This is a genomic window from Kitasatospora xanthocidica (assembly GCF_014656195.1).
In the GTDB taxonomy this organism is placed as follows: Bacteria; Actinomycetota; Actinomycetes; order Streptomycetales; family Streptomycetaceae; genus Kitasatospora; species Kitasatospora xanthocidica.
Genome location: NZ_BNBY01000027.1, coordinates 53,835 through 77,757 on the forward strand (window position 1 = coordinate 53,835; position 23,923 = coordinate 77,757).

The window sequence follows — 23,923 nt, forward strand, 5'->3', positions numbered from 1 at the left end:
TTCCTGGATCTCCGCCCAGTCGCGCGCCCGCGCGGGGCCGGTGGCCCCGGGCCGCGGGTGGTGCGCGCGTGCGCCGGTCGGTCGTACGGTCGTGCCGGTCGTCCGAGCTGAAGCCATCGCGGCCTCCCATCCGGTCCTTCGGTGTGCTGCTACGGCTCCCCCAAAGTCCCGCCCCACTCCAGCGAACAGCGGGTCGGGCCCGGCGTCCAGAGGGGTGCAGGGTGGTGCGCGCGTGTCGCGGTGGTGCGCCCCCCGTTCGACGGGCCGGGTCCGCCCCCTGTTCCGCCGCCCGGTCGGGGGCCGGGGCCGTGGCGCGGTCGGCGGCCCGGTCGGCGGTTCGGTCGGCGGCTCTCGGCGGGTGTGATACCGATTCGAAGTCAGGGGGTCGCTCCCCGTACCATTCGCCCCATGGCTAAGGCACCCGTTCTCACCCCTCAGGCGGAAGACTTCCCGCGCTGGTACCAGGACCTCATCAACAAGGCCGAGCTGGCCGACAACGGTCCGGTGCGCGGCACCATGGTCATCCGACCGTACGGCTACGGGCTGTGGGAGCGGATGCAGCAGGAGATGGACGCGCGCATCAAGAAGGCGGGTGCGCAGAACGCCTACTTCCCGATGTTCATCCCGCAGTCCTACCTGACCAAGGAAGCCGAGCACGTCGAGGGCTTCGCGCCCGAGCTCGCGGTGGTCACCCACGGTGGCGGCAAGCAGCTGGAGGAGCCGGTCGTCGTCCGGCCGACCTCCGAGACGATCATCAACGAGTACTTCTCGAAGTGGGTGCAGAGCCACCGCGACCTGCCCCTGCTGATCAACCAGTGGGCCAATGTGGTCCGTTGGGAGCTGCGCCCGCGCGTCTTCCTGCGCACCACCGAGTTCCTCTGGCAGGAGGGCCACACCGCCCACGCCACGTACGAGGACGCCCGCGCGTACGCGTCGATGATCCACACCCAGGTCTACGGCGACTTCATGACCAACGTGCTCGGCATCGACGTCGTGCTCGGCCGCAAGACCGCCAAGGAGCGCTTCGCCGGCGCCATCAACACCCTCACCCTCGAGGGCATGATGGGCGACGGCAAGGCGCTGCAGATGGGCACCAGCCACGAGCTGGGCCAGAACTTCGCCAAGGCGTTCAACACCACGTACCAGCTGCAGGGCGCCGAGCGCGAGTACGTCTGGCAGACCTCCTGGGGCGTCTCGACCCGCATGGTCGGCGGCCTGATCATGTCCCACGGTGACGACAACGGCCTGCGGGTGCCCCCGCGCCTGGCCGCCGTCCAGGCCGTCGTGCTCGCGATCAAGGGCGACGACGCGGTCATCGCCAAGGTCCGCGAGATCGGCGCGCAGCTGGAGGCCGTCGGCATCCGCGTCGTGGTCGACGACCGCACCGACACCCCGTTCGGCCGCCGCGCCGTCGACTGGGAGCTCAAGGGCGTTCCGCTGCGCATCGAGGTCGGCCCGCGCGACCTGGAGAACGGCACCGCGATGCTGGCCCGCCGCATCCCGGGCGGCAAGGAGCCGGTCGCCATCGACTCCCTGGCCGCGCTGCTCCCCGGCATCCTGGAGGAGGACCAGGCGCTGCTGCTGCGCCAGTCCCGCGAGCGCCGCGAGTCCCGCACCGTCGACGTCAAGACCATCGACGAGGCCATCGAGGCCGCCGCCACCGGCTGGGGCCGGATCTCCTGGGCCGACCTCGGCGCGGAGGGCGAGGCCAAGCTGGCCGAGCAGGGCGTCACGGTGCGCTGCATCGTCGCGGCCGACGGCTCGGTGCCGGCGACGGACGACCAGGACGGCAACATCGCGATCGTCGCCCGCGCGTACTGACGTCCGCGGGTAGCGGTCGGATGCGGGTTCCCGGTTCGGATCCGCGTCCGGTTCCGGGCCGTTCCGGGCTGCTTACGGGGCGTTCCGGGCCGTTCCAGGGTCGGTTTCGCGGCTCTTCCGGAGCGCTTCCGCGATCCCGGGATGTCCGCCGGATGTCTGTTACCTGCAGGTAATGACCGTCCGCGGCGACATTTGCCCGGAATGCGGGCGGGTAAGAATCCGGTAACTCTTCCGGGGGACTCCCGGCGGTGGACATCCCTACTGGCCGGTCAACTCCCGGTATTAACGGAATAGCGGTACGGTGTACGGCCCGTGGCCCTGTCAATCAGGCAGGACCGCGGGCCGTACGTCTTGGGGGCGACAGCCCGCCCCTCGGGCGGAATTTCGACAGGCCCGCCGACTCTGCGACGGGCCGAAACCGGCAGGGGGTTGGTCTTGCGTCAGATCCGGAGCGTGCATTTCGCGCGCGGCCATGCATTCCTGGGAGTTCCCTGTGAATTCCCGGAGATCGGGAACATGCGGAACATCGGCTCGCACTCCATCGTTGGTCTAGCGTGAGCACGACACAGCCCCTCGTTCTCGCGGCCGAACTGGCCGCCGCCTGGAGTGACATCCAGGCCTACCACCAGGACCTCCCCGACCTGGCCTCGCCCGAGGCCCTGATCGGCGAGTCCTCCTCGGCCTGTGGGACGCGGCTCGGTTTCGAGCGGCTCCTCCACGAGGCTGCCCATGGTCTGGCCGCGGCCCGGGACATCCGGGACACCTCGCGGGCCGGCCGCTACCACAACCGGCGCTTCCTGATGCTCGCCTCCGAGCTCGGTCTGGCGCACCCGGTCGAACCGCACGCGAGTAGCGGCTTCTCCCAGGTGACCATGCTCAAGGAGACCCAGGAACGCTACGCCGGCACCATCGAGCGCCTGGACCGCGCCCTCGGCGCGCACCAGGAGGCGGTGGCCGGCGACGGCGCGACGCGTGCCTTCCGCGGCCCGGCCGCCCGGCACGGCTCCTCCGGGGGCGGCGTCCGGGTCAAGGCGGTCTGCGGCTGCGGACGCAACGTCCGGGTCGTGCCGTCGGTGCTCGCGCAGGCGTCCATCGTCTGCGGTGCGTGCCAGCAGCCGTTCAAGATCGCGTAAGCGGTCGACGACCGGCGGCCGCTGTGCGGGCAGCGGCCCGGCCGGAGCGAGCGGTACGGCAGGTATCCGCCGAGCACGTACGGGCCGCGCGACGGGACGGTCGCGCGGCGAGACGGCACGGCGGGCAGCGCGGTACGGCCCGGCGGCAACAGCAGGACAGCGGTAAACGGCAGGACAGCGGTAACAGCAGGACAGCGGTAAACGGCAGGACAGCGGTAACAGCAGGACAGCGATAAACGGCAGCGCAGTACGACGGTCAGTCCGTGGGTTGGACCGGGGGCGGGGGCTCCCGGTCGGACCCTGATCGCCACCCGGCCCGGCCCTGACGCCCCCGGTCGGGACCCTGATCACCCCCGGGGTCCGCGTGCGGGCGGCTCGCGCCGGTATGGCAGAATGGACAGCTGAGTACTCGGCAGCCGAGCAGGACCCCTCTCTCCTACGGCTGGCGTGTCCCCTGAACGGTCCGCCCCGCAACCCCACGCGGAGGCGAGCCCGCTCACCCACGTCAACACCAGGAGAATCCACTCCCGTGGCAGTCAAGATCAAGCTCAAGCGTCTCGGCAAGATTCGCTCCCCGCACTACCGCATCGTCGTCGCCGACTCGCGCACCAAGCGTGACGGTCGCGCGATCGAGGAGATCGGCATCTACCAGCCGACCTACAACCCCTCGAAGATCGAGGTCGACAGCGAGCGCGCCCAGTACTGGCTGTCCGTCGGCGCCCAGCCGACCGAGCCGGTGCTCGCCATCCTGAAGCTGACCGGCGACTGGCAGAAGTACAAGGGCCTGCCGGCCCCGGCCCCGCTGCTGGTCGCGGAGCCCAAGGTCGAGGACTTCTCGCACCTGTTCGCGAAGGCCGTCGCCGGCTTCGAGGACGCCACCACCGGTGTCGCCATCACCCCGAAGGCCAAGAAGTCGGACAAGGTCGAGGCTGAGGCCGACGCCGCCGTCGAGGCCTGAGCGTGATCGAGGACGCCCTCGACCACCTGGTGAAGGGCATCGTCGAGCACCCCGACGAGGTGCAGGTGCGCTCGCGCAACCTGCGTCGGGGGAACACCATCGAGGTGCGAGTGCACCCCGATGACCTCGGCAAGGTGATCGGCCGGGGCGGCCGCACGGCTCGCGCTCTGCGCACCGTGGTCGGCGCCCTCGGCGGTCGCAACGTCCGGGTCGACCTGGTCGACGTGGACAACATCCGCTGACGTAGCTGCTCGTTCAGCCGTCAGGGCTTGGGGCCGACCGGGACGCATGTCGTCCCGGTCGGCCTTTCTCGTTTCCCGCACCACCCCACTCCCCGCACCGCCCCACCAGGAACTCCAGGAGAACGATCACCGTGCAGCTCGTCGTCGGCAAGATCGGCCGTGCCCACGGCATCAGGGGGGACGTCAGTGTCGAGGTCCGCACCGACGAGCCGGAGCTCCGGCTCGGCCCGGGTGCCGTCCTGCTCACCGACCCCGGATCGGCCGGGCCGCTGACCGTCGAGTCCGGCCGGGTGCACAGCGGCCGGCTGCTGCTGCGCTTCGCGGGCGTCAAGGACCGCAACGCGGCCGAGGCCCTCCGGGGCACCCTGCTGATCGCCGAGGTCGACCCGGAGGAGCGCCCCGACGACCCGGAGGAGTACTACGACCACCAGCTGATCGGCCTGGACGTGGTGCTGCTCGACGGCACCCTGGTCGGTGAACTCACCGAGGTCCTCCACCTGCCGTACCAGGACCTGCTCACGGTGGAGAAGCCCGACGGGACGGAGGTGCTCGTGCCCTTCGTCACCCAGATCGTGCCGACCATCGACCTGGAGAACCAGCGCGCGGTGATCACCCCGCCGCCCGGGCTGATCGACCCGGAGCAGGCCGACGTCGCCGGCACGTCCGCGGCCGAAGGAGCCGAGGGCGCGGAGGGTGCCGAGGGCCCGGAGGAGTCGGAGTGACCGTCGAGGGGAACGGCGGCGTGCAGGGCGACGAGACGCAGGCCGGTGAGGTGCAGGCGGGTGACGCGCAGGCGGGTGGCGTGCAGGCCGGTGGGGTGCAGAGCGGCATGCGGATCGACGTCGTCTCGATCTTCCCGGAGTACCTGGAGCCGCTGAACATCTCGCTGGTCGGCAAGGCCCGGGCGCGCGGCCAGCTGGACGTGCACGTCCACGACCTGCGCGAGTGGACCCACGACGTGCACCGCACGGTGGACGACAGCCCGTACGGCGGCGGCCCCGGCATGGTGATGAAGCCGGAGCCGTGGGGCGAGGCGCTGGACGCGGTGGTCGCCGGCGGGCCCGAGGGTGAACTGCCCACGCTGGTCGTGCCGACCCCGAGCGGGCGCCCGTTCACCCAGGAGCTCGCCCAGGAGCTGGCCGGCCGCCCCTGGCTGGCCTTCACCCCCGCGCGGTACGAGGGCATCGACCGCCGGGTGATCGAGGAAGCGGCCACCCGGATGCCGGTGGTCGAGGCCTCGATCGGCGACTACGTGCTGGCCGGCGGCGAGGTCGCGGTGCTGGTGATGGTCGAGGCGATCGCCCGGCTGCTGCCCGGGGTGCTCGGCAACGCCGAGTCCCACCGCGACGACTCCTTCGCGCCCGGCGCGATGGCCGACCTGCTGGAGGGCCCGGTGTACACCAAGCCCGCCGAGTGGCGCGGCCGGACCGTGCCGGACGTGCTGCTCAGCGGCAACCACGGCCGGATCGCCCGCTGGCGGCGCGAGCAGGCCTTCGCCCGCACCCTGTCCAACCGGCCCGACCTGGTCGAGCGCTGGCAGTACGGCTCCTTCGACAAGAAGGACCGGGAGGCGCTCAGCATCCTCGGTCTCGCCTGGGACGAGCGGCTCGGCCGATTTCGGTCCGCGGCCGGTGATGTGGAAGAATAGGCCGCTGCTGTCTGTCGCTGGTCCCCTCCCGTAGGGGGCACGTGGACCGGCGCCCTCGCCACGGGGGGATCGTCGTCAGCCGATGCGGCCCGCAGCAAACCCCATTGTGACGACTTTCCGTGGGCGGCCCGTGGCGCCTGCGATGGAGAGCACCATGAGCAACAAGCTCGCTGCTGTCGACGCGGCCTCGCTGCGTAGCGACATCCCGGCCTTCCGCGCCGGTGACACCCTGAAGGTTCACGTCCGGGTCATCGAGGGCAACCGCTCCCGTGTCCAGGTCTTCCAGGGCGTCGTCATCCGCCGCCACGGCGCCGGCATCGGTGAGACCTTCACCGTTCGCAAGGTCAGCTTCAACGTCGGCGTGGAGCGCACCTTCCCGGTGCACACCCCGGTCGTCGAGAAGATCGAGGTCGTGACCCGCGGTGCGGTTCGCCGCGCCAAGCTGTACTACCTGCGTGACCTCCGCGGCAAGGCCGCGAAGATCAAGGAGAAGCGCGACCGCTGATCCACCGACCCCCGGCCTCGCCGGGGGACCGGAGTTCTTCGGGGGGCCGAACGGCCGCACGGTAAGCTCACCCCCCGATGAGCACGCACGAACCACCCGCGGACCGCGACGGCAGTCCCGCACCGACCGGTGCGGACTCGCTGTCGCGGTCCGCGGTCGTTTCCGGAGTGGGTTCCGGGGTCGCTTCCGGTGCCGCCGCCGAGAGCCCGGAGCGGGGCCGTGAGCGGGCTGGCGATCGGGACAGTGAGCCGGCCGGCGACCGGACCGGCGACCGGACCGGCGACCGGGCCGGTGATTCCGTTGGTGATCCGGTTGCGGATCCGGTCGGCGATCCGGACGAGGCCGAGGGCCCGGAGCAGGAGGACCAGAAGTCCGGCCGGCCCGGCCACTCGCGCTCGCGTGACCTCCTGCTGTTGGTGGGGATCTGCCTGGCGGCCCTGCTCCTGGTGAACGCCTTCGTCGCGCGCCCGTTCTCGGTGCCCTCCGGGTCGATGGAGGACACCCTGCGTCCGGGCGACCGGCTGATCGCGAACCAGTTGGCGTACGCCTTCGGCGGCCACCCCCAGCGGGGCGACATCGTGGTCTTCGACGGGACGGGCTCCTTCCTGCGGGAGTCGGCGAAGCCGACCGGCTTCTGGGACGGCGCTCGGTCGCTCGCCCGGGACCTCGGGCTGGCCCCGGCCGGGGACACCCTCTACGTCAAGCGCGTGATCGGGGTCGGCGGGGACCGGGTGACCAGCACCGGCCCGGGGGCGCCGATCACGGTCAACGGCGTGCCGGTGGACGAGACGTCCTACCTCTCCCCGGGGGACGACCCGTCGAGCGTCGCCTTCGACGTGGTGGTGCCGACCGGTGAGCTGTGGGTGATGGGGGACCACCGCAGCGCCTCCAGGGACTCCCGCGACCACCTCGGCGAGCCGGGTGGCGGCTTCGTGCCCGAGGAGAAGGTGATCGGCCGGGCGGACTGGGTGGTCTACCCGTTCTCGCGCTGGACCGGTCTGGACCGGCCGGCGGCCTTCGCCGTGACTGCGGGGACGGGTGGTCATGGGGACCAGAGGTAGAGGGCGGCTCGCCGACCGCCCGTCCCGCGAGCCGGCCCGCCCGCGGGCGGGTGGCACGGGGTCGGGTAGCACTGGCGAGGGTGGCACGGGCGCGAGTGGCGCCGATCGCGGCACGGAGGGCGCCGGCCCCGGGGCGGAGGGCACCGGTCCCGCCGCGGTCCCGCCCGTGCGCGGCCGGGCCGATCGTCGTCGCAGCGCCCGACGGGCGGCCCGTCGGCGCAAGCGGTCGCTGGTGCGCGAAGTGCCGCTGATCATCCTGGTCGCCCTGTTGGTGGCGCTGGTGATGAAGACCTTCCTGATCCAGGTGTTCGTGATCCCCTCGGGCTCGATGGAGCAGACCATCCGGATCGGCGACCGGGTGCTGGTGGACAAGTTGACCCCCTGGTTCGGCAGCGAGCCGCAGCGCGGCGACGTGGTGGTGTTCAAGGACCCGGGCGGCTGGCTGGAGAGCGACCGCAAGCGCTCCGACGACGGCCCGGTGCTGGGCGGGGCCAAGCACGTGCTGACCTTCGTCGGGCTGCTGCCGTCCGACAACGAGCAGGACCTGATCAAGCGGGTGATCGGCGTCGGCGGGGACACCGTCGAGTGCTGCGACGCTCAGGGGCGGCTCAGCGTCAACGGCCACCCGGTGGACGAGACCTACCTCGCGCCCGGCAACCCGCCGTCCCGGCAGCCCTTCAAGGTGAAGGTGCCGAAAGGCCGGCTGTGGGTCATGGGCGACCACCGGGACGTCTCCGCCGACTCCCGCTTCCACATGGGCAATCCGGGCCAGGGCACGATTCCGCTGAGCGGCGTGGTCGGTCGCGCGTTCGTCATCGCCTGGCCGCTGGACCGCTTCCATCAACTCGATGTGCCGGGTTCACTCTCCTCTCTCGCCCCGGCTCCGCAGGCCGGTGGAACTGCCGCGGAATCCGTGGGCGTTGGGCCGGTTCCGATGGAACCCCCGCTCGTTATGGGTGTGTTGGGCATCCTTCCGCTTGTCGTACGCCGGCCGGGGCGGCCTCCGGAGTGAGCCTCGCAGGCCGCTGACCGGCCGGGCCTCGCGTGTGGGACCGCGAGCCGGATGCCCTGGAGTGATAGAGAAGTGCAGGTGCGGCCGGGAGTGGTCCCGGCCGTGCGCCGAGGCTGTGCTGGTGTCAGGGGAGCCCGCGGTGGGCAACCCTGATGCGTTCATGGTCGTGGCGAGCGTGGTGCCCGCTGTGCGGCACTCTGAGCGCGGGCGCGCGGGCGTCCGCACAGCAGGGAGGAGACGTTGTGGGGGATTTGGTGATCGGCGCCCGCTCGGGCGCCGGAGAGCCCGAGGGCCCAGGCCGTCGGGCGGCCCGGTCCGCCGAGCCGTCGGCGCCCTCGGCCGCGGTCGACGACGCCGCGGCCCAGACCGCCGACGAGCAGGGCACCGGGGCCGAGGACTCGCCGGAACCCTCGCACCCGGAGACCGGGCCGGCGGACGGGTCGGAGTCGGATGGGCCGGCCAAGCCGCGCAAGCAGCGCTCCTTCTGGAAGGAGCTGCCGATCCTGATCGGCATCGCGCTGATCCTCGCGCTCGTGATCAAGACCTTCTTCGTCCAGGCGTTCTCCATTCCGTCGGAGTCGATGCAGAACACGTTGCAGGTCGGCGACCGCGTCCTGGTGGACAAGCTGACCCCGTGGTTCGGGGCCGAGCCCGAGCGCGGCGAGGTCGTGGTGTTCCACGACCCGGGCGGCTGGCTGAACGACGAGCCGACCCCGCAGAGCAGCAACTCCTTCGTCCGTGGTGTGCAGGACGTGCTCAGCTTCGTCGGCCTGATGCCCTCCGCGAACGAGAAGGACCTGATCAAGCGGGTCATCGCGGTCGGCGGGGACACCGTCGAGTGCGAGGGCGAGGGACCGGTGAAGGTCAACGGCGTCGCGCTCAACGAGCCGTACGTCTACCAGGGCAACACCCCCTGCGGTGACCACCCCTTCGCGCCGGTCAAGGTGCCCGAGGGCCGGATCTGGGTGATGGGCGACCACCGCGCCAACTCGCTGGACTCCCGCTTCCACATGGACCAGCCGGGCGGTGGCACCGTTCCGGTGGACAACGTGATCGGGCGCGCCTTCGTGGTGGCCTGGCCGATCGACCACTGGTCGACGCTGCCGGTGCCGGGCACCTTCGACCAGAAGGGGCTGGCGGCGGCCGCGCCGATGGCGCCCCCCGTGGCCGGTGCGGTGGGGGCCGTCGCGCTGCTCCCGCTGGTGCGTCGGGTGCGGGGCCGGAAGGAGCGCCGGCAGGAGTCCTGAGCTCCACCGGATCGTCCCCGACCCTTGCGCGGGCCGTGGTACCGACGAGTAATCTGCTCGGACGTGCCACGGCCCGTCGGCATTCCCGCCGGTGCCTCCGGCGTGCCAGTGGTGTTCTCCGGTCGGCCAGAGGTGGACGGTGACGATGAGCAGTGTCGTGGAGCAGACGGCCGATCACCCGGTCGCGCCCGCCCGTGAGCGCCGTCGGCCCGCCGCGGTGCTGCAGGGCGTCGCGCTGGCGCTCGGGCTGGTGCTGATGATCGGCGGGTTCGCCCTCATCGCGATCGACTACCGGCCGTACAACATCCCCACCCCCTCGATGCACCCGACGCTGCAGGCCGGGGACACCGTGCTCGCCCGCAAGACCGACGGCGCGGCCGTCGGCCGGGGCGACGTCGTGGTCTTCCGGGACCAGGCCTGGGGCGGCGAGCTCATGGTCAAGCGCGTGGTCGCGGTCGGCGGGGACACCGTCGCCACCAGCGGGGACAACCGTCGGCTGACGGTCAACGGACAGCCGGTCGACGAGCCCTACCTGGCGACGCAGGGCCGCCAGGGCGAGTCGTTCAGCGTGACGGTGCCGCAGGGCCGGCTGTTCCTGCTCGGCGACAACCGGGTCGGCTCGCTCGACTCCCGCACCCACCTGGAGGTCGACGGCGGGACCGTCCCGGCCGACGCCGTCGAGGCCAGGGTCGAGGCCACCCTGAAGCCCTTCGGCCGGACGGGCCTGCTCGACCGGAGCACGGCCTTCGACGCCTTCACGGGGCCGAGGGCGTCGCAGCCGGGCCCGCTGGAACCCGCCGCCTACGCCACCGTCGCCGGTGCCGCCCTGATCCTGCTGACCTCGGCGGTCGGCGGGGTGGCGGGCCTGGCCCGCCGACTGCGCCGGGGGCGCAGCTCCTGAACGGGGCCGTCGCGGCGCGGGCCGCTCTGCCGAACATCGCCCCGGACGGCCGCGCCGGGTGGCAGGATCGGTAGCACCACCGATGCGGACGGAAGGAGCGTGGAGCGCTGCCATGACAGCACAGCGTCGCCGGGCGGCGCGGATCCTGCTGCTGGACGGGCTGGACCGCATCCTCCTCTTCCTGGGCGCCGACCCGGCAGTCCCCGGGGAGACGTGGTGGTTCACGCCCGGTGGCGGCTTGGAAGCGGGGGAGGACGTGCGCGAGGCCGCCGAGCGGGAGCTCGCGGAGGAGACCGGCTTGCGAGGTGTGGACCTGGGGCCCTTGGTGGCGTACGGCACGGTGTCGTTCTCCTTTCGGGGACAGCGCTACGAGCAGGAGCAGTGGTTCCACCTGGCCCGGACCACGGACACGGGGCTGGACCACTCGGGAATGGGCGCGGACGAGCACGCCCAGCTGCTGGCGGTGCGCTGGTGGACGGTCGAGGAACTGAGGGGGACCGCCGAGACGGTCTATCCGGCCGGCCTGGCGGAATTCCTGGAACGGCTGCTGGTCGAGGGCCCGCCGGTGGAACCGGTACGGCTCTGACCGTGGGTGCGGTGGTCCACAATGGGTGGACGTGACAATTGAGGGGACGCCTGGATGAGTGCCGAAGATCTCGAGAAGTACGAGACCGAGATGGAGCTCAAGCTCTACCGGGAGTACCGGGACGTCGTCGGCCTGTTCAAGTACGTGATCGAGACCGAGCGACGGTTCTACCTCACCAATGACTACGAGCTGCAGGTGCACTCGGTCCAGGGCGAGGTGTTCTTCGAGGTGTCGATGGCGGATGCGTGGGTCTGGGACATGTACCGGCCGGCCCGGTTCGTCCGCAAGGTCCGGGTGCTGACCTTCAAGGACGTGAACATCGAGGAACTCGCGAAGAGCGATCTGGAGCTGCCCTCGGACGAGTCCGGCTTCGGGAACTGACGTTGGACGACTCCGTACCGCGTTGTCCAGCCGAATATCGCGGGAGCGGGGTCTCTCACCCCTGCGGGTGACAGAAGTTCTCCGCAGATCCGAGTTATCCACAGGCGAAGGGAATTTCCGGGCCGCGACGTGCGCGGTGGGGCAGCCTCCTCGGCGGAGGTGGTCACCATGCAGCACACCGTCGTGCAGGACCAGGCCGTACCGAACGCGGCCGCGCCGGCCGGTGCAGTGCCGGCCGTGGCAGTACCGGACACGGCCGCACCCGGGAAGAAGCCACGGGCGGTCCCGGACCGCAACACCAGGACCGGGCTCGGCCGCTACGGGGAGCGGGTCGCCGCCCGCCGCCTGACGGAGGCCGGGCTCCGCATCCTGGACCGCAACTGGCGCTGCGTCGAGGGCGAGCTGGACATCGTCGCCCTCGACGGCGACACCGTGGCGGTCTGCGAGGTGAAGACCCGCTCCGAGCGGGGCTTCCAGCAGCCTACCGAGGCCATCGACCAGGCCAAGGCCGCCCGGCTGCAGCGCCTGGCCGAGCGCTGGATGGCCGAACGCTGGCCCGGCCACTTCGCCCGGCTGGCCGGCGCAGACGAGGACGCGGCGCCGACGGATCCGCACTGGCCCCCCGCCCCACCGGGCGGGGTGCGGATCGACCTGGTCGCCGTGGTCAACCGGGCGCGGGGTGCGGCCCTGGTCGACCACCTGCGGGGGGTGGTCTGAGATGGCCTTCGCCCGTACCTGTTCCGTCGCACTGGTCGGTGTCGACGGGGTGGTCGTCGAGGTCCAGGCCGATCTGGAGCCCGGGGTGGCCGCGTTCACCCTGGTCGGCCTGCCCGACAAGGCGCTCACCGAGGCCCGCGACCGGGTCCGCGCCGCACTGGTCAACAGTGGCGAGGTCTGGCCGCAGCGCAAGCTGACGGTCGGCCTCAGCCCCGCCTCGGTGCCCAAGAGCGGCAGCGGCTTCGACCTCGCGGTGGCCTGCGCCGTGCTGGCCGCCGCCGAGCGGCTCGACCCGTCGTCCATCGCCGACCTGCTGATCATCGGCGAGCTGGGGCTGGACGGCCGGGTGCGGCCGGTGCGCGGGGTGCTGCCGTCGGTGCTGGCCGCCGCGGACGCCGGCTACCAGCGGGTCGTGGTCGCCGAGCAGACCGCTCCCGAGGCCTCGCTCGTCCCCGGGGTGACGGTCATCGGCGTCCGCAGCCTGCGCCAGCTGGTCGCGATCCTGACCGGCGCGACGCCGCCGGAGGAACCGCCGGATCCGATCGGCGGCCGCCCGGATCCGCTGATGGCCGGGCTGATGCTGCCCAGCGCGAGCGTGCGGGGTCTGCCCGACGACAAGGCGGCCCGCCTCGACATGGCCGACGTGGCCGGCCAGTACGAGGCGCGGCGGGCCCTGGAGATCGCCGCCGCCGGCGGGCACCACCTCTATCTGAAGGGGCCGCCGGGTGCGGGCAAGACCATGCTGGCGGAGCGGCTGCCCGCGCTGCTCCCGCCGCTGACCCAGAAGGAGGCGCTGGAGGTCACCGCCGTGCACTCGGTGGCGGGCCTGCTCCCGGCCGGGCGCCCGCTGATCGACACCGCGCCCTACTGCGCCCCGCACCACTCCACCACGATGCCCGCGATCGTCGGCGGCGGCAGCGGCCTGCCGAGACCGGGCGCCGTCTCGCTGGCCCACCGGGGCGTGCTGTTCCTGGACGAGGCGCCGGAGTTCCCGGTCCGGGTGCTCGACGCGCTGCGCCAGCCGTTGGAGGCGGGCGAGGTGGTGATCGCCCGCTCGGCAGGGTCGCTCCGGCTGCCGGCCCGCTTCCTCCTCTGTCTGGCCGCCAACCCGTGCCCGTGCGGGCGGTACTCACGGCGGGGCGAGGGGTGCGAGTGCACCCCGGCGATGGTCAGCCGCTACCAGGGGCGGCTCTCCGGGCCGCTGCTGGACCGGGTCGACCTCCAGGTGCAGGTCTCGCCGGTCACGAGGGTCGAACTCATGGAGCGGGACGCCTCGGCGGAGACCACCGAGACCGTCGCGGCCCGGGTGCTGGCCGCACGGGAGCGGGCGGCGGCCCGGCTGGCGAACACCCCGTGGCGGACCAACGCGGAGGTGCCGGGCCACGAGTTGCGCACGCGCTGGCAGCTCGCGTCCGGCGCGCTCAACGACGTCGCGCGCCAGCTGGAGCGGGGGCTGCTGACCGCCCGGGGCCTGGACCGGGTGCTCCGGGTCGCCTGGACGGTCGCCGACCTCGCCGGACGCGACCGGCCGGACCAGCGGGACATGCGCACCGCCCTGGTCCTGCGGACCGGGGTGGAGCACGGGCTGCCGTGGACCGAACGGGTCTTCGGTCGGCTCGGAGGCATCCCGGCCCAGCGCAACGGCCCTCCGGACGACGGTCGGCCGGACGACGGCCGGCCTGGGCGTGACGAACCTGCGGAGAACACGGAGGGCGAGGCATGAACCAGCTGTTGCGGCACCCGCGGACAGACGGTGACGTCGGGGCCGGGGTCGGGCCCGGGCCCGCCGGAGGGCCCGCGGTCGGAGCCGGCACCACCGGCACCACCGGCGCCTCCGCGGCGCCCGACGCCGAGCGCGTCGCCCGCGCGCTGCTCAGCCGTCTCGGCGAGCCCGGGGACGCGGTGATCGGTCGCTGGCTCGCCCGGCTCCCTGCCGTCGACGTGGTCGAGGCGATCCGGACCGGGGCGGTCCCCGACCACCCCGGGCTGGACGCCGCCCGGCTGAGCGGGTACCAGGCGAGACTCCCGGGGCCGGACCCGGAGACGGACCTGAAACGGGTACGGCACGTCGGTGGCCGGTTCATCATTCCGGGGGACACGGAATGGCCCAGCCAACTCGATGATCTGGGCGACGGACGGCCCATCGGGCTCTGGACGGTCGGCACCGGCTCGCTGCGGCTGCTCGCGCTCCGCTCGGTCGCGATGGTGGGCTCCCGCGCCTGCACGGCCTACGGCGCCCACGTCGCCGGGGAGCTGGCGGCCCAACTGGCCGAGCGCGGTTGGGTGGTGGTGTCCGGCGCCGCCTACGGGATCGACGCGGCCGTCCACCGCGGGGCACTCGCCGTCGGCGGGATGACGGTCGCGGTGCTCGCCTGCGGAGTCGACGTCGCCTACCCGAAGGGGAACGCCGAGCTGATCAGGCGGATCGGCGTCCAGGGCCTGCTGGTGAGTGAACTCCCGCCGGGGGAGCACCCGAACCGCTTCCGCTTCGTCCTCCGCAACCGGGTCATCGCGGCGCTCACCCGCGGCACCGTGGTGGTCGAGGCGGCCGTGCGCAGCGGGGCCCTGAGTACGGCCAGACGGGCGCGGGACCTCAACCGCCACACCATGGGTGTCGCCGGCCCGGTGACCTCGGAGCTCTCGGCCGGGGTGCACGCCCTGATCCGCAGCGGCGGCGCCACGCTGGTCACCGACGCGGCCGAGATCACCGAGCTGATCGGGGCGATCGGGGACGATCTGGCCCCGCAGCGCAGCGGTCCGGTCCTGCCGCGGGATCTGCTGGAGCCGCCGGTGGCCAGGGTGCTGGAGGCCGTACCGGCGACGGCGGAGGGTGCGCCGGTCGAGCGGTTGGCCCGACAGTCGGGGCTCCCGCCGGACGAAGTGCTCCAGCGGCTCTACGAGTTGAGCTCGCTCGGCTACGTCGAGCGACACGGCGCGCACTGGCGCATGGTGCGGAGGAGGTGAGTGTCAAGACGGAGAACGAGTGTGCGCCCTGGGAGGGCGTGTCCGGACCGCCCGGCTGACCTGCTGATCCGGTTCTTCCGCTCGCGTGGCCGGATCCGGTGAGTGAACGCCACCGGATCGGGGGACGACCGAGTGGCGGTAGCGCTTTGCAGTGAGTCGGTCACGCTACGCTCCACATGCCTTCCCTATCAGCACATGACTCGGCAGAACGGCGCAGACCAACGCATGCCCACACACATTCCCGGACACAGAGTGACCGGTGGCGCTCGGTCCTCGGGAGGGCCGCGGACCGAGCGGCGCCCGGCAACGGAGTTCCCGCCCAAGCCGGCGGGGACGATGGGCGGCCTGTCGCGCCAGGGCGGCCGGCCGACGGTGGTGCCAGGCCAGCCCGCCGACGCGGCCCGGGGCGCGGAGACGGACGGTGCCGCCGACGCACCGACCGACGCGCACGCAGACGCGCACACCGGCGTGCTCACCGACACGGCGGCGGTCACGGCGGCGGACGCGCCCCCGGCCACCTCCGCCGGCAGGCCTGCCGACCCTTCCGCCGGTACTCCGGTCGGCACCTCCTCGGACACGGCCGCTGGCACCTCCGCCGGCACCTCCGCCAGCACGGCCGCCGGCACACCCGCCGGCACCTCCGCCGACCCGGGGCAGGCCGGCCGGGGCGCCGTGGCCCAGGGGCGCAGCGCGCTCGAAGAGCTCTGGCGCTCCTACAAGGAGACCGGCGACCAGCGGCTGCGCGAGCAGCTGATCCTGCACTACTCACCGCTCGTCAAGTACGTGGCGGGGCGGGTCGGGGTCGGTCTGCCCTCCAACGTGGAGCAGGCGGACTTCGTCTCCTCCGGGGTCTTCGGACTGATCGACGCGATCGAGAAGTTCGACATCGGTCGCGCCATCAAGTTCGAGACCTATGCGATCAGCCGGATCCGCGGCGCGATCATCGACGAGCTGCGCGCCCTGGACTGGATCCCGCGTTCGGTCCGGCAGAAGGCGAAGGCGGTCGAGCGGACGTACGCGACGCTGGAGGCCCGGCTGCGCCGGACGCCGCACGACCCCGAGGTCGCGGCCGAGATGGGTATCGCGATCGAGGACCTGCACGCCATCTTCAGCCAGCTGTCGCTCGCCAACGTGGTGGCCCTGGACGAGTTGCTCCACCCGGTGGGGGAAGGCGGCGACCGGCTGAGCCTGATGGACACCCTGGAGGACCACGGCGCGGACAACCCGGTCGAGGTGGCCGAGGACCGCGAGCTCCGCAGGCTGCTGGCCCAGGCCGTCAACACCCTCCCGGAACGGGAGAAGACCGTGGTGACGCTCTACTACTACGAGGGGCTCACCCTCGCCGAGATCGGGCAGGTGCTGGGGGTGACGGAGAGCCGGGTGAGCCAGATCCACACCAAGTCCGTCCTCCAGCTGCGCGCCAAGCTCTCGGACATCCGGTAGCACGCCGGTCCGGGAGTCGGTAGCCGGCAACCGGCGACCGGCCGTCGACAGCCGGGCGCTCGTCGGCGCGGGCCGGACCCGCCCGGTGGGGCCGTGCTCCCGTTCGGATGCGCGGCGCCGTTCCGGCCGTGGGTAGGGCTCCGTACAGTGGGAGCGTGCCGAAGATCCGAGCGGCCACGGTGGCCGAGCATCGCCAGCTGCAGCGGGCAGCCCTCCTCGACGCTGCCCGCGTCCTGCTCACCGAGGGCGGCAAGGAGGCCTTGACCTTCCCCGCGCTCGCGGCGCGCACCGGGCTGGCGCGCTCCTCGGTCTACGAGTACTTCCGCTCCCGCGCCGCCGTGGTGGAGGCGCTCTGCGAGGTGGACTTCCCGCTCTGGGCGGCCGAGATCGAGGCCGGGATGGCGAGCAGGGACACCGCCGCCGAGCGGATCGAGGCGTATGTCCGGGGCCAGCTGGCGCTGGCCGCCGACCCGCGCCACCGCGCGGTCGTGGCGATCTCGGCGCTGGAACTCGACGAGGCCGCGCGGGAGCGGATCCGGGCGGCGCACGGCAGGCTGGCCGGTCTGGTCGTCCAGGCGCTGGAGGACCTGGGCCACGAGCAGCCCAGGCTCGCCGCGGTGCTGCTGCAGGGGGTCGTGGAGGCGGCGGTCCGTCGAGCGGAGCAGGCGGCCTCGGGTGGCCGGGCAGGCCGGGCCGGCTGCCTGTCCGAGAACCCCGAGGAGGTCGCGGACGCCGCTGTCGCTTTCGCGCTGCACGGCCTCAGTCGGGCGTGACGGTCCGCTCGTCCTCGGCTGGGCCCGGGCCCAGCGGCAGCAGTCGTGCCCGGCCCGCGCCGAACAGGGCCAGCGGGTCCAGGTAGCGGCCGCCGCGCAGCAGCCCCCAGTGCAGGCAGTCGCGCCCGGCGCAGTGCCGCCCGTCCGGGGCGAGCCGTCCGATCACCTGCCCGGCGGCCACCGCGGTGCCGACCGGGAGGACGCCGGTGACGGGCAGGTAGGTGGTCCGCAGCGGGGGAGAGCCCGAGCCCGGGTGGGAGACGGTCACCACCGGGCGCCCCGCCACCTGCCCGGAGAACACGACCACCCCGGCTGCCGCCGCCCGTACCTCCGCCCCGGGAGCGGCGGCGAGGTCCACGCCACGGTGCCCGGCGGCCCAGGGCTTCGCCGGCGGCTCGAAGCGCTCCAGAACCCCGCCGGGCCCACCCACCGGCCAGGCCCGCGCAGCCCCGGAACCACCACCCCCGGACCCGCCCACGCCCACACCGCCCACACCGACGCCGCCCACGCCCACACGGCCCACGCCCACACGGCCCACGCCGGAGGCCCCCGCCGCCCCCGGTGCGCCGAGCGCGCCGACCGCCCCCAGCACCCCCGTCGCCACCCCCACGGCGACCAGCCCCCGAACCCCGACGAACCACGCGCGAGCACCCATGCGCGAAGGCTCGCCGCTCCGGCGCCCCCGCACCACCCACATCGGGACTCCTGTGGACAAACCGTCCCCGCGCCGGAACCCCGTCCCCCGGACGGGTGTACGGGTGCCGCCATCCGGTGTACAAGCGGCATACCGGCGACCGGCCGCGGGCAGGCAGCCCGTCGGAGCCCGCCGCTCCCCAGTCGTCGCCGGGAGCCGCCGCCTCCCCGCCCGTTCCGGCCGTTCCCAGGCTCTTCCCAGGTCCCCGGAGGGTCGCCGGCCGCTCGTGAAGTCGCCCGCCGCTCGGCGCTTCCCGTACACTTCACACGCGACCCGGTCCGCCGGGTCGACTTCGCACGCCCCGCCACCGGTGGTCGGACGCGGTTCGTCCGCAGCCCCGCCAGGTGCGAGTGCCGCTCGGTCCGCCGAGCCCGACCGGCCCCTGGCCGACCGGGCAGAAGCGGCTCGGCACGTTCGGGGCGTCAGGCGTGGCTGTCACCTGGCCGCCACGGACAAACCGAGAATGACCCGGCTGTGAGCGTCGCTCGCAGAGCTGCCGCCGCTGGGCCGTAACACCTGAGGAGCACGGCAATGGCCGTCGTCACGATGCGGGAGCTGCTGGAGAGCGGCGTCCACTTCGGTCACCAGACCCGCCGCTGGAACCCGAAGATGAAGCGCTTCATCATCACCGAGCGCAACGGCATCTACATCATCGACCTCCTGCAGTCGCTGAACTACATCGACCGCGCCTTCGAGTTCATCAAGGAGACCGTTGCCCACGGCGGCAGCGTCCTCTTCGTCGGCACGAAGAAGCAGGCCCAGGAGGCCATCGCCGAGCAGGCCACCCGCGTGGGCATGCCCTACGTGAACCAGCGCTGGCTCGGCGGCATGCTGACCAACTTCTCGACCGTCTACAAGCGCCTGCAGCGCCTGAAGGAGCTCGGCGAGCTGGACTTCTCGGATGTGGCCGGTTCCGGTCTCACCAAGAAGGAGCTCCTGGTCCTCCAGCGCGAGCACGACAAGCTGGAGAAGACCCTCGGCGGTATCCGCGACATGCAGCGCGTTCCCAGCGCCGTCTGGATCGTGGACACCAAGAAGGAGCACATCGCGGTCGGCGAGGCCCGGAAGCTCAACATCCCGGTCGTCGCCATCCTCGACACCAACTGTGACCCGGACGAGGTCGACTACAAGATCCCGGGCAACGACGATGCGATCCGCTCCGTCACCCTGCTGACCCGCGTGATCGCCGACGCCGTCGCCGAGGGCCTGAAGTCCCGCGCCGGTGTCGCCAAGGGCGACGTCAAGGCCGAGCCGGGCGCCGACCAGCCGCTGGCCGACTGGGAGAAGGACCTCATCGAGGGCGAGAAGAAGGCCGAGGAGGCCCCCGCCGCCGCCGAGGCCCCCGCTGCCGCTGAGGCCGCTGCCGAGGCTCCGGCCGTCGAGGCCCCCGCCGCCGAGGCCCCGGCCGAGCAGGCCTGACGTACCAAGGGTGAGGGGCGCCCGCCGGTACGACACCGGTAGGTGCCCCTCTCTCCCGCGCCGGGACCGAACCATCGGTCCCGGCGCATCCCCACGCAGACACGCGAGACGCGAGAAGAGATTCACACCATGGCGAACTTCACCGCCGCGGACGTCAAGAAGCTCCGTGAGCTCACCGGCGCCGGCATGATGGACTGCAAGAAGGCCCTGGACGAGGCCGAGGGCAACGTCGAGAAGGCCGTCGAGCTCCTGCGCATCAAGGGCCAGAAGGGCGTTGCCAAGCGCGAGGGCCGTGACGCCTCCAACGGCGCCGTCGCCGCGCTGATCGCCGAGGACAAGAAGTCCGGCGTTCTGGTCGAGCTGAACTGCGAGACCGACTTCGTCGCCAAGGGTGACAACTTCGTCAAGGTCGCCGACGCCATCGCCGCCCACGTCGCCAAGACCGCCCCGGCCGACCTGGACGCCGCCCTGGCCTCCGAGATCGAGGCCGGCAAGACCGTCCAGCAGTTCGTGGACGAGGCCAACGCGACCCTGGGCGAGAAGATCGTCTTCCGCCGCTTCGCCCAGTTCGACGGTGACGGCTTCGTCGCGGTCTACCTGCACAAGACCAGCCCCGACCTGCCGCCGGCCGTCGGCGTCCTGGTCGAGCTGGACAAGGAGAACGCCGAGGTCGCGAAGGACGTCGCGCAGCACATCGCCGCCTTCGCCCCGAAGTACCTGTCCCGCGAGGACATCCCGGCCGAGGACATCGAGAACGAGCGCCGCGTCGCCGAGGCCACCGCTCGCGAGGAGGGCAAGCCGGAGGCCGCCCTGCCGAAGATCGTCGAGGGTCGCGTCACCGGTTTCGTCAAGGAGTTCTCCGTCCTGGAGCAGGCCTTCGCGAAGGACAACAAGAAGACCGTCGCCAAGGTCCTCGAGGAGAACGGCGTCACCCTCAAGCGTTTCGCGCGTTTCCGCGTCGGCGCCTGAGCCACGTTCCACCTGGTCCCCGGCCCCCTTACGCTGGGAACCGCCCCCGCCCGCTGACCGGGGCGGGAGGAACGCCGAACGGGCTCACCCAGCGCCAACCGTCCACGGGCGGGCTCGCGTCGGCACCATGAACGACGAGGAGGCCATTGCCGTGCAGGACACCGAACCGGTTCCCGCGGCAGTGGCCTCCTCGCGTGTACGCGCAGGCGGGGCATCCGCACACCCACGCCTGTGACCAGTAGGTGCAAAAAGGAGAAGTCCATGCAGGAGACGCAGGAGACCGCGCAGGACCCCAAGGACGGCTCGCGCCGCCGGGTGCTGCTGAAGCTGTCCGGTGAAGCCTTCGCCGGTGGCGGCGGGCTCGGCGTCGACCCGGACGTCGTGCACGCGATCGCCCGGGAGATCGCCACCGTCGTCCGCGCCGGTACCGAGGTCGCGGTGGTCATCGGCGGCGGGAACTTCTTCCGGGGCGCCGAGCTGCAGGTGCGCGGCATGGACCGGGCCCGGTCCGACTACATGGGCATGCTCGGCACCGTCATGAACTGCCTGGCGCTGCAGGACTTCCTGGTCAAGGAGGGCATCGAGACCCGGGTCCAGACCGCGATCACCATGGGCCAGGTCGCCGAGCCGTACCTGCCGCTGCGGGCCGTCCGGCACCTGGAGAAGGGCCGTGTGGTGATCTTCGGCGCCGGTATGGGCATGCCGTACTTCTCGACCGACACCACGGCCGTCCAGCGCGCGCTGGAGATCCACGCCGACGTCCTGCTGATGGGCAAGAACGGTGTGGACGGCGTCTACGACTCCGACCCGCGGACCAACCCGGACGCCGTCAAGTTCGACGCGCTGGAGTACTCCGAGGTCATCGCGCGCGACCTCAAGGTGGCCGACCTCACCGCGATCACGCTGTGCAAGGACAACAACCTCCCGATGCTGGTCTTCGAACTGCTGGCGGAGGGCAATATCGCGCGTGCGGTGAAGAGTGAGAAGATCGGCACACTCATCAGCCAGGATTCCGTCCGGGCCTGAGCCGCAACCAGCCGTACGGAACGGCGCGGGAGCCGCGACCGGCCTCCGCGCCGACACCGGTCGGGACAACAGCAGATGAACCGGACAGGGAGACCACAGTGATCGAAGAGACCCTCCTCGAGGCCGAGGAGAAGATGGAGAAGGCCGTCAGCGTCGCCAAGGACGACCTCGCGGCCATCCGCACCGGCCGCGCGCACCCGGCGATGTTCGCCAAGATCGTCGCGGAGTACTACGGCGCCATCACGCCGATCAACCAGCTGGCCTCGTTCTCGGTGCCGGAGCCGCGGATGGCGGTCGTCTCGCCGTTCGACAAGACCGCGCTGAAGGCCATCGAGCAGGCGATCCGCGACTCCGACCTGGGCGTCAACCCGTCGAACGACGGCTCGATCATCCGCGTGGTGCTGCCGGAGCTGACCGAGGAGCGTCGCCGGGAGTTCATCAAGATCGCCCGTACCAAGGGCGAGGACGCCAAGGTCTCGATCCGTTCGGTGCGCCGCAAGGCCAAGGACGCCATCGACAAGCTGGTCAAGGACGGCGAGGTCGGCGAGGACGACGGCCGCCGCGCCGAGAAGGAGCTCGACGACACCACGGCCAAGTACGTGGCGCAGGTCGACGAGCTGCTGAAGCACAAGGAATCCGAGCTGCTCGAGGTCTGATGAACGACGCCCCTGACGCCCCTGGCTACTGGGGCTCGTCCGACCAGCAGTTCCAGCCCTACCGTCCGGCGCCGCAGCCGCAGCCGCAGCCGCAGCCGCCGCCGCAGGCACCCCGTACCCCGGCCCACCCGGCGCCGGGGTACGGCGAGCCGCCGGCGCCGGTCCAGGGACACCCCGGCCGCCCAGGCGGCCACGCCGTGCCGCCCGGCGCGCCCGGCGGCGTCCCGGGGGAGCGGGGCCTCCGTTCGGATCACCCGCAGCAGCCTCCGGTGTACTGGGGTGGCGACGCGGAGGAGACTCAGGTCATGCCTCCCGTACCGGCCGACCCCGGCCCGCTGCCCGGCGCGCCCGCCCACGGCACGTCAGCTCACGGCGCGTCAGCCCACGGCCCGGCCGACCCCGCCGCGGGACCGGCCCGGGAGGCCGGCCGGCTGAGCGGCCCGCTGTTCCGGGACGAGCAGCCCGGTGCCGCACAGCCCGGTGCTCCTCAGCCCGGTGCCGCACAGCCCGGTGCCCTGCAGTCCGGGAACGCGCAGCCCGGCGTGACGGAGACGGTCGTGTTGCGCGCCATATCCGACGCCGCCGCCCCCGGCCACGGCACCCCGCCGTACTCGGGGGCATCGGTGCATCCCGCGCCGCCGCCCAGCCACCCGGCGGCCGGCCGGCCCCACTTCGTGCCGTCGTCCCATCCAGGGCAGGAGACACCCGTGGCCGCCCAGCCCGACCCGCAACCGCAGCCGCGCAAGCAGCGCGGTGGCCGTAACCTCCAGGCCGCCATAGGCGTCGGGGTCGGCCTCGGGGCGGTGATCGTCGCCTCGCTGTTCGTGGTGAAGGCACTGTTCCTGGTCGTCGTGATGGCCGCGGTCGCGGTGGGCGTCTGGGAGCTGACCAGTCGGCTCGCCGAGCGCAAGCAGATCAAGGCGCCGCTGGTCCCGCTGGTCGTGGGCGGCATCGCCATGGTCGCCACCGGCTACTGGTCCGGGATCCAGTGGGCCGCGGCCTCGCTCGCGCTGACCGGGCTGGCGGTGATGGTCTGGCGGATGGCCGAGCCGCCGGAGGACTACCTGCGGGACATAACGGCGGGGGTGTTCACCGCCTTCTACGTGCCGTTCCTGGCCACCTTCGTGGCGATGATGCTGGCGGCCGACGACGGCCCCCAGCGGATCGTGCTGTTCCTGATCGTCACGATCTGCAGCGACACCGGCGCCTACGCCGTGGGCTACAAGTTCGGCAAGACCAAGCTGGCCCCGACGATCAGTCCCGGCAAGACCCGCGAGGGCCTGGCCGGCGGCATCGCGCTGTCGATGCTGGCGGGCGCGCTGCTGATGCAGCTGATCATCGACGACGGCAGCTGGTGGCAGGGCCTGATCCTGGGCGGCTGCGCGGCGGTCACCGCGACCCTGGGCGACCTGGGCGAGTCGATGATCAAGCGCGACCTCGGGATCAAGGACATGGGCACGCTGCTGCCCGGCCACGGCGGCATCATGGACCGGCTGGACTCGCTCCTGCCGACCGCCCCGGTGGTCTGGCTGCTGCTGGCGGCCTTCGTGGGCAGCTGATCCGCGCGTAGGAACGCAGGGCCCCGGACGTCTGACGTCCGGGGCCCGCGCGCGTCCGGACACCGGAGCACCGGTATCCGGACCGGGGAGGCGCCCCCGGTGGGCGAACCGGCGCCAGCCCCATTCCCACGGGTATTCCGGCGGCCGGCGGTCTTCCTCGTGCCGGCGGTCTTCGTACCGGAACGGTTGCGTCCTGTTTCCGATGGTC

Annotated in this window: 24 protein-coding genes; 23 read left to right on the forward strand and 1 reads right to left on the reverse strand. The window is 72.4% G+C overall.

Features of this window, described 5'->3' with window-relative positions; genetic code table 11:
* The first annotated feature begins 408 nt into the window (after positions 1-408).
* The 18 genes from proS to IE332_RS32665 all read left to right on the forward strand — a co-directional run bounded on the left by proS (position 409) and on the right by IE332_RS32665 (position 17,392).
* On the forward strand, positions 409-1,821 hold the full coding sequence (gene proS / locus IE332_RS32580) for a proline--tRNA ligase (RefSeq protein WP_189923537.1): 1,413 nt from the start codon (positions 409-411) through the stop codon (positions 1,819-1,821).
* A gap of 554 nt (positions 1,822-2,375) precedes the next feature.
* The gene (locus tag IE332_RS32585; protein WP_189923538.1) at positions 2,376-2,954 is read left to right on the forward strand and encodes a hypothetical protein; all 579 of its coding nucleotides are present in this window, start codon (positions 2,376-2,378) and stop codon (positions 2,952-2,954) included.
* A gap of 529 nt (positions 2,955-3,483) precedes the next feature.
* On the forward strand, positions 3,484-3,912 hold the full coding sequence (gene rpsP / locus IE332_RS32590) for a 30S ribosomal protein S16 (protein ID WP_189923540.1): 429 nt from the start codon (positions 3,484-3,486) through the stop codon (positions 3,910-3,912).
* A gap of 2 nt (positions 3,913-3,914) precedes the next feature.
* Positions 3,915-4,154: an RNA-binding protein gene (locus IE332_RS32595; protein ID WP_030056773.1), complete on the forward strand. Its 240-nt coding sequence runs from the start codon at positions 3,915-3,917 to the stop codon at positions 4,152-4,154.
* 131 nt (positions 4,155-4,285) lie between these two features.
* Positions 4,286-4,876 (forward strand): ribosome maturation factor RimM, encoded by a 591-nt coding sequence (rimM, locus tag IE332_RS32600; RefSeq protein WP_189923542.1) that lies wholly within the window; start codon positions 4,286-4,288, stop codon positions 4,874-4,876.
* A gap of 107 nt (positions 4,877-4,983) precedes the next feature.
* Positions 4,984-5,802: a tRNA (guanosine(37)-N1)-methyltransferase TrmD gene (gene trmD, locus IE332_RS32605; RefSeq protein WP_189923621.1), complete on the forward strand. Its 819-nt coding sequence runs from the start codon at positions 4,984-4,986 to the stop codon at positions 5,800-5,802.
* A 154-nt stretch (positions 5,803-5,956) separates the two neighbouring features.
* Entirely contained in the window at positions 5,957-6,307 is a 351-nt protein-coding gene (rplS, locus tag IE332_RS32610; RefSeq protein ID WP_030306736.1) for a 50S ribosomal protein L19, read from the forward strand.
* A 413-nt stretch (positions 6,308-6,720) separates the two neighbouring features.
* On the forward strand, positions 6,721-7,368 hold the full coding sequence (gene lepB / locus IE332_RS32615; protein ID WP_308437640.1) for a signal peptidase I: 648 nt from the start codon (positions 6,721-6,723) through the stop codon (positions 7,366-7,368).
* 232 nt (positions 7,369-7,600) lie between these two features.
* Positions 7,601-8,380 carry a signal peptidase I gene (gene lepB / locus IE332_RS32620; protein WP_308437641.1) on the forward strand — a complete coding sequence of 260 codons (780 nt, stop codon included), beginning with the start codon at positions 7,601-7,603 and terminating at the stop codon, positions 8,378-8,380.
* A gap of 242 nt (positions 8,381-8,622) precedes the next feature.
* Positions 8,623-9,627 carry a signal peptidase I gene (gene lepB / locus IE332_RS32625; RefSeq protein WP_189923548.1) on the forward strand — a complete coding sequence of 335 codons (1,005 nt, stop codon included), beginning with the start codon at positions 8,623-8,625 and terminating at the stop codon, positions 9,625-9,627.
* A gap of 145 nt (positions 9,628-9,772) precedes the next feature.
* A complete protein-coding gene (gene lepB / locus IE332_RS32630; protein ID WP_189923550.1) occupies positions 9,773-10,528 on the forward strand; it encodes a signal peptidase I in 756 nt (251 codons plus the stop codon).
* 112 nt (positions 10,529-10,640) lie between these two features.
* Positions 10,641-11,114 carry an NUDIX hydrolase gene (locus tag IE332_RS32635; protein WP_189923553.1) on the forward strand — a complete coding sequence of 158 codons (474 nt, stop codon included), beginning with the start codon at positions 10,641-10,643 and terminating at the stop codon, positions 11,112-11,114.
* Between the two features lie 54 nt (positions 11,115-11,168).
* Positions 11,169-11,495 carry a DUF2469 domain-containing protein gene (locus tag IE332_RS32640; RefSeq protein ID WP_030056781.1) on the forward strand — a complete coding sequence of 109 codons (327 nt, stop codon included), beginning with the start codon at positions 11,169-11,171 and terminating at the stop codon, positions 11,493-11,495.
* A gap of 168 nt (positions 11,496-11,663) precedes the next feature.
* Positions 11,664-12,212: a YraN family protein gene (locus tag IE332_RS32645; protein ID WP_189923555.1), complete on the forward strand. Its 549-nt coding sequence runs from the start codon at positions 11,664-11,666 to the stop codon at positions 12,210-12,212.
* Between the two features lies 1 nt (position 12,213).
* Entirely contained in the window at positions 12,214-13,935 is a 1,722-nt protein-coding gene (locus tag IE332_RS32650) for a YifB family Mg chelatase-like AAA ATPase (protein ID WP_189923557.1), read from the forward strand.
* Positions 13,932-15,176, forward strand: a complete 1,245-nt coding sequence (dprA, locus tag IE332_RS32655) for a DNA-processing protein DprA (protein WP_189923565.1) — start codon at positions 13,932-13,934, stop codon at positions 15,174-15,176. The genes IE332_RS32650 and dprA overlap by 4 nt, the downstream gene beginning before the upstream one ends.
* Before the next feature lie 672 nt (positions 15,177-15,848).
* Positions 15,849-16,619: an RNA polymerase sigma factor WhiG gene (gene whiG / locus IE332_RS32660; protein WP_189923623.1), complete on the forward strand. Its 771-nt coding sequence runs from the start codon at positions 15,849-15,851 to the stop codon at positions 16,617-16,619.
* Between the two features lie 179 nt (positions 16,620-16,798).
* The gene (locus IE332_RS32665) at positions 16,799-17,392 is read left to right on the forward strand and encodes a TetR/AcrR family transcriptional regulator (RefSeq protein WP_189923625.1); all 594 of its coding nucleotides are present in this window, start codon (positions 16,799-16,801) and stop codon (positions 17,390-17,392) included.
* On the opposite strand, the gene IE332_RS32670 is transcribed toward IE332_RS32665, so the two are convergent.
* A complete protein-coding gene (locus IE332_RS32670) occupies positions 17,379-18,047 on the reverse strand; it encodes a peptidoglycan DD-metalloendopeptidase family protein (protein ID WP_189923567.1) in 669 nt (222 codons plus the stop codon). The two genes, IE332_RS32665 and IE332_RS32670, sit on opposite strands and share 14 nt — an antisense overlap.
* Positions 18,048-18,617: 570 nt before the next feature.
* Between IE332_RS32670 and rpsB the strand changes: the two genes are divergently transcribed.
* The 5 genes from rpsB (at position 18,618) to IE332_RS32695 (ending at position 23,715) form a co-directional block, all read left to right on the forward strand.
* Positions 18,618-19,505, forward strand: coding sequence for a 30S ribosomal protein S2 (gene rpsB, locus IE332_RS32675; RefSeq protein WP_189923569.1), 888 nt, complete (start codon positions 18,618-18,620; stop codon positions 19,503-19,505).
* A gap of 129 nt (positions 19,506-19,634) precedes the next feature.
* Entirely contained in the window at positions 19,635-20,474 is an 840-nt protein-coding gene (gene tsf / locus IE332_RS32680; RefSeq protein ID WP_189923571.1) for a translation elongation factor Ts, read from the forward strand.
* A gap of 261 nt (positions 20,475-20,735) precedes the next feature.
* A complete protein-coding gene (gene pyrH / locus IE332_RS32685) occupies positions 20,736-21,500 on the forward strand; it encodes a UMP kinase (protein ID WP_189923573.1) in 765 nt (254 codons plus the stop codon).
* A 98-nt stretch (positions 21,501-21,598) separates the two neighbouring features.
* Complete coding sequence (gene frr / locus IE332_RS32690; RefSeq protein WP_189923575.1) at positions 21,599-22,156, forward strand: ribosome recycling factor; 558 nt, start codon at positions 21,599-21,601, stop codon at positions 22,154-22,156.
* 305 nt (positions 22,157-22,461) lie between these two features.
* Positions 22,462-23,715: a phosphatidate cytidylyltransferase gene (locus IE332_RS32695; RefSeq protein ID WP_229929091.1), complete on the forward strand. Its 1,254-nt coding sequence runs from the start codon at positions 22,462-22,464 to the stop codon at positions 23,713-23,715.
* Positions 23,716-23,923: the final 208 nt, after the last annotated feature.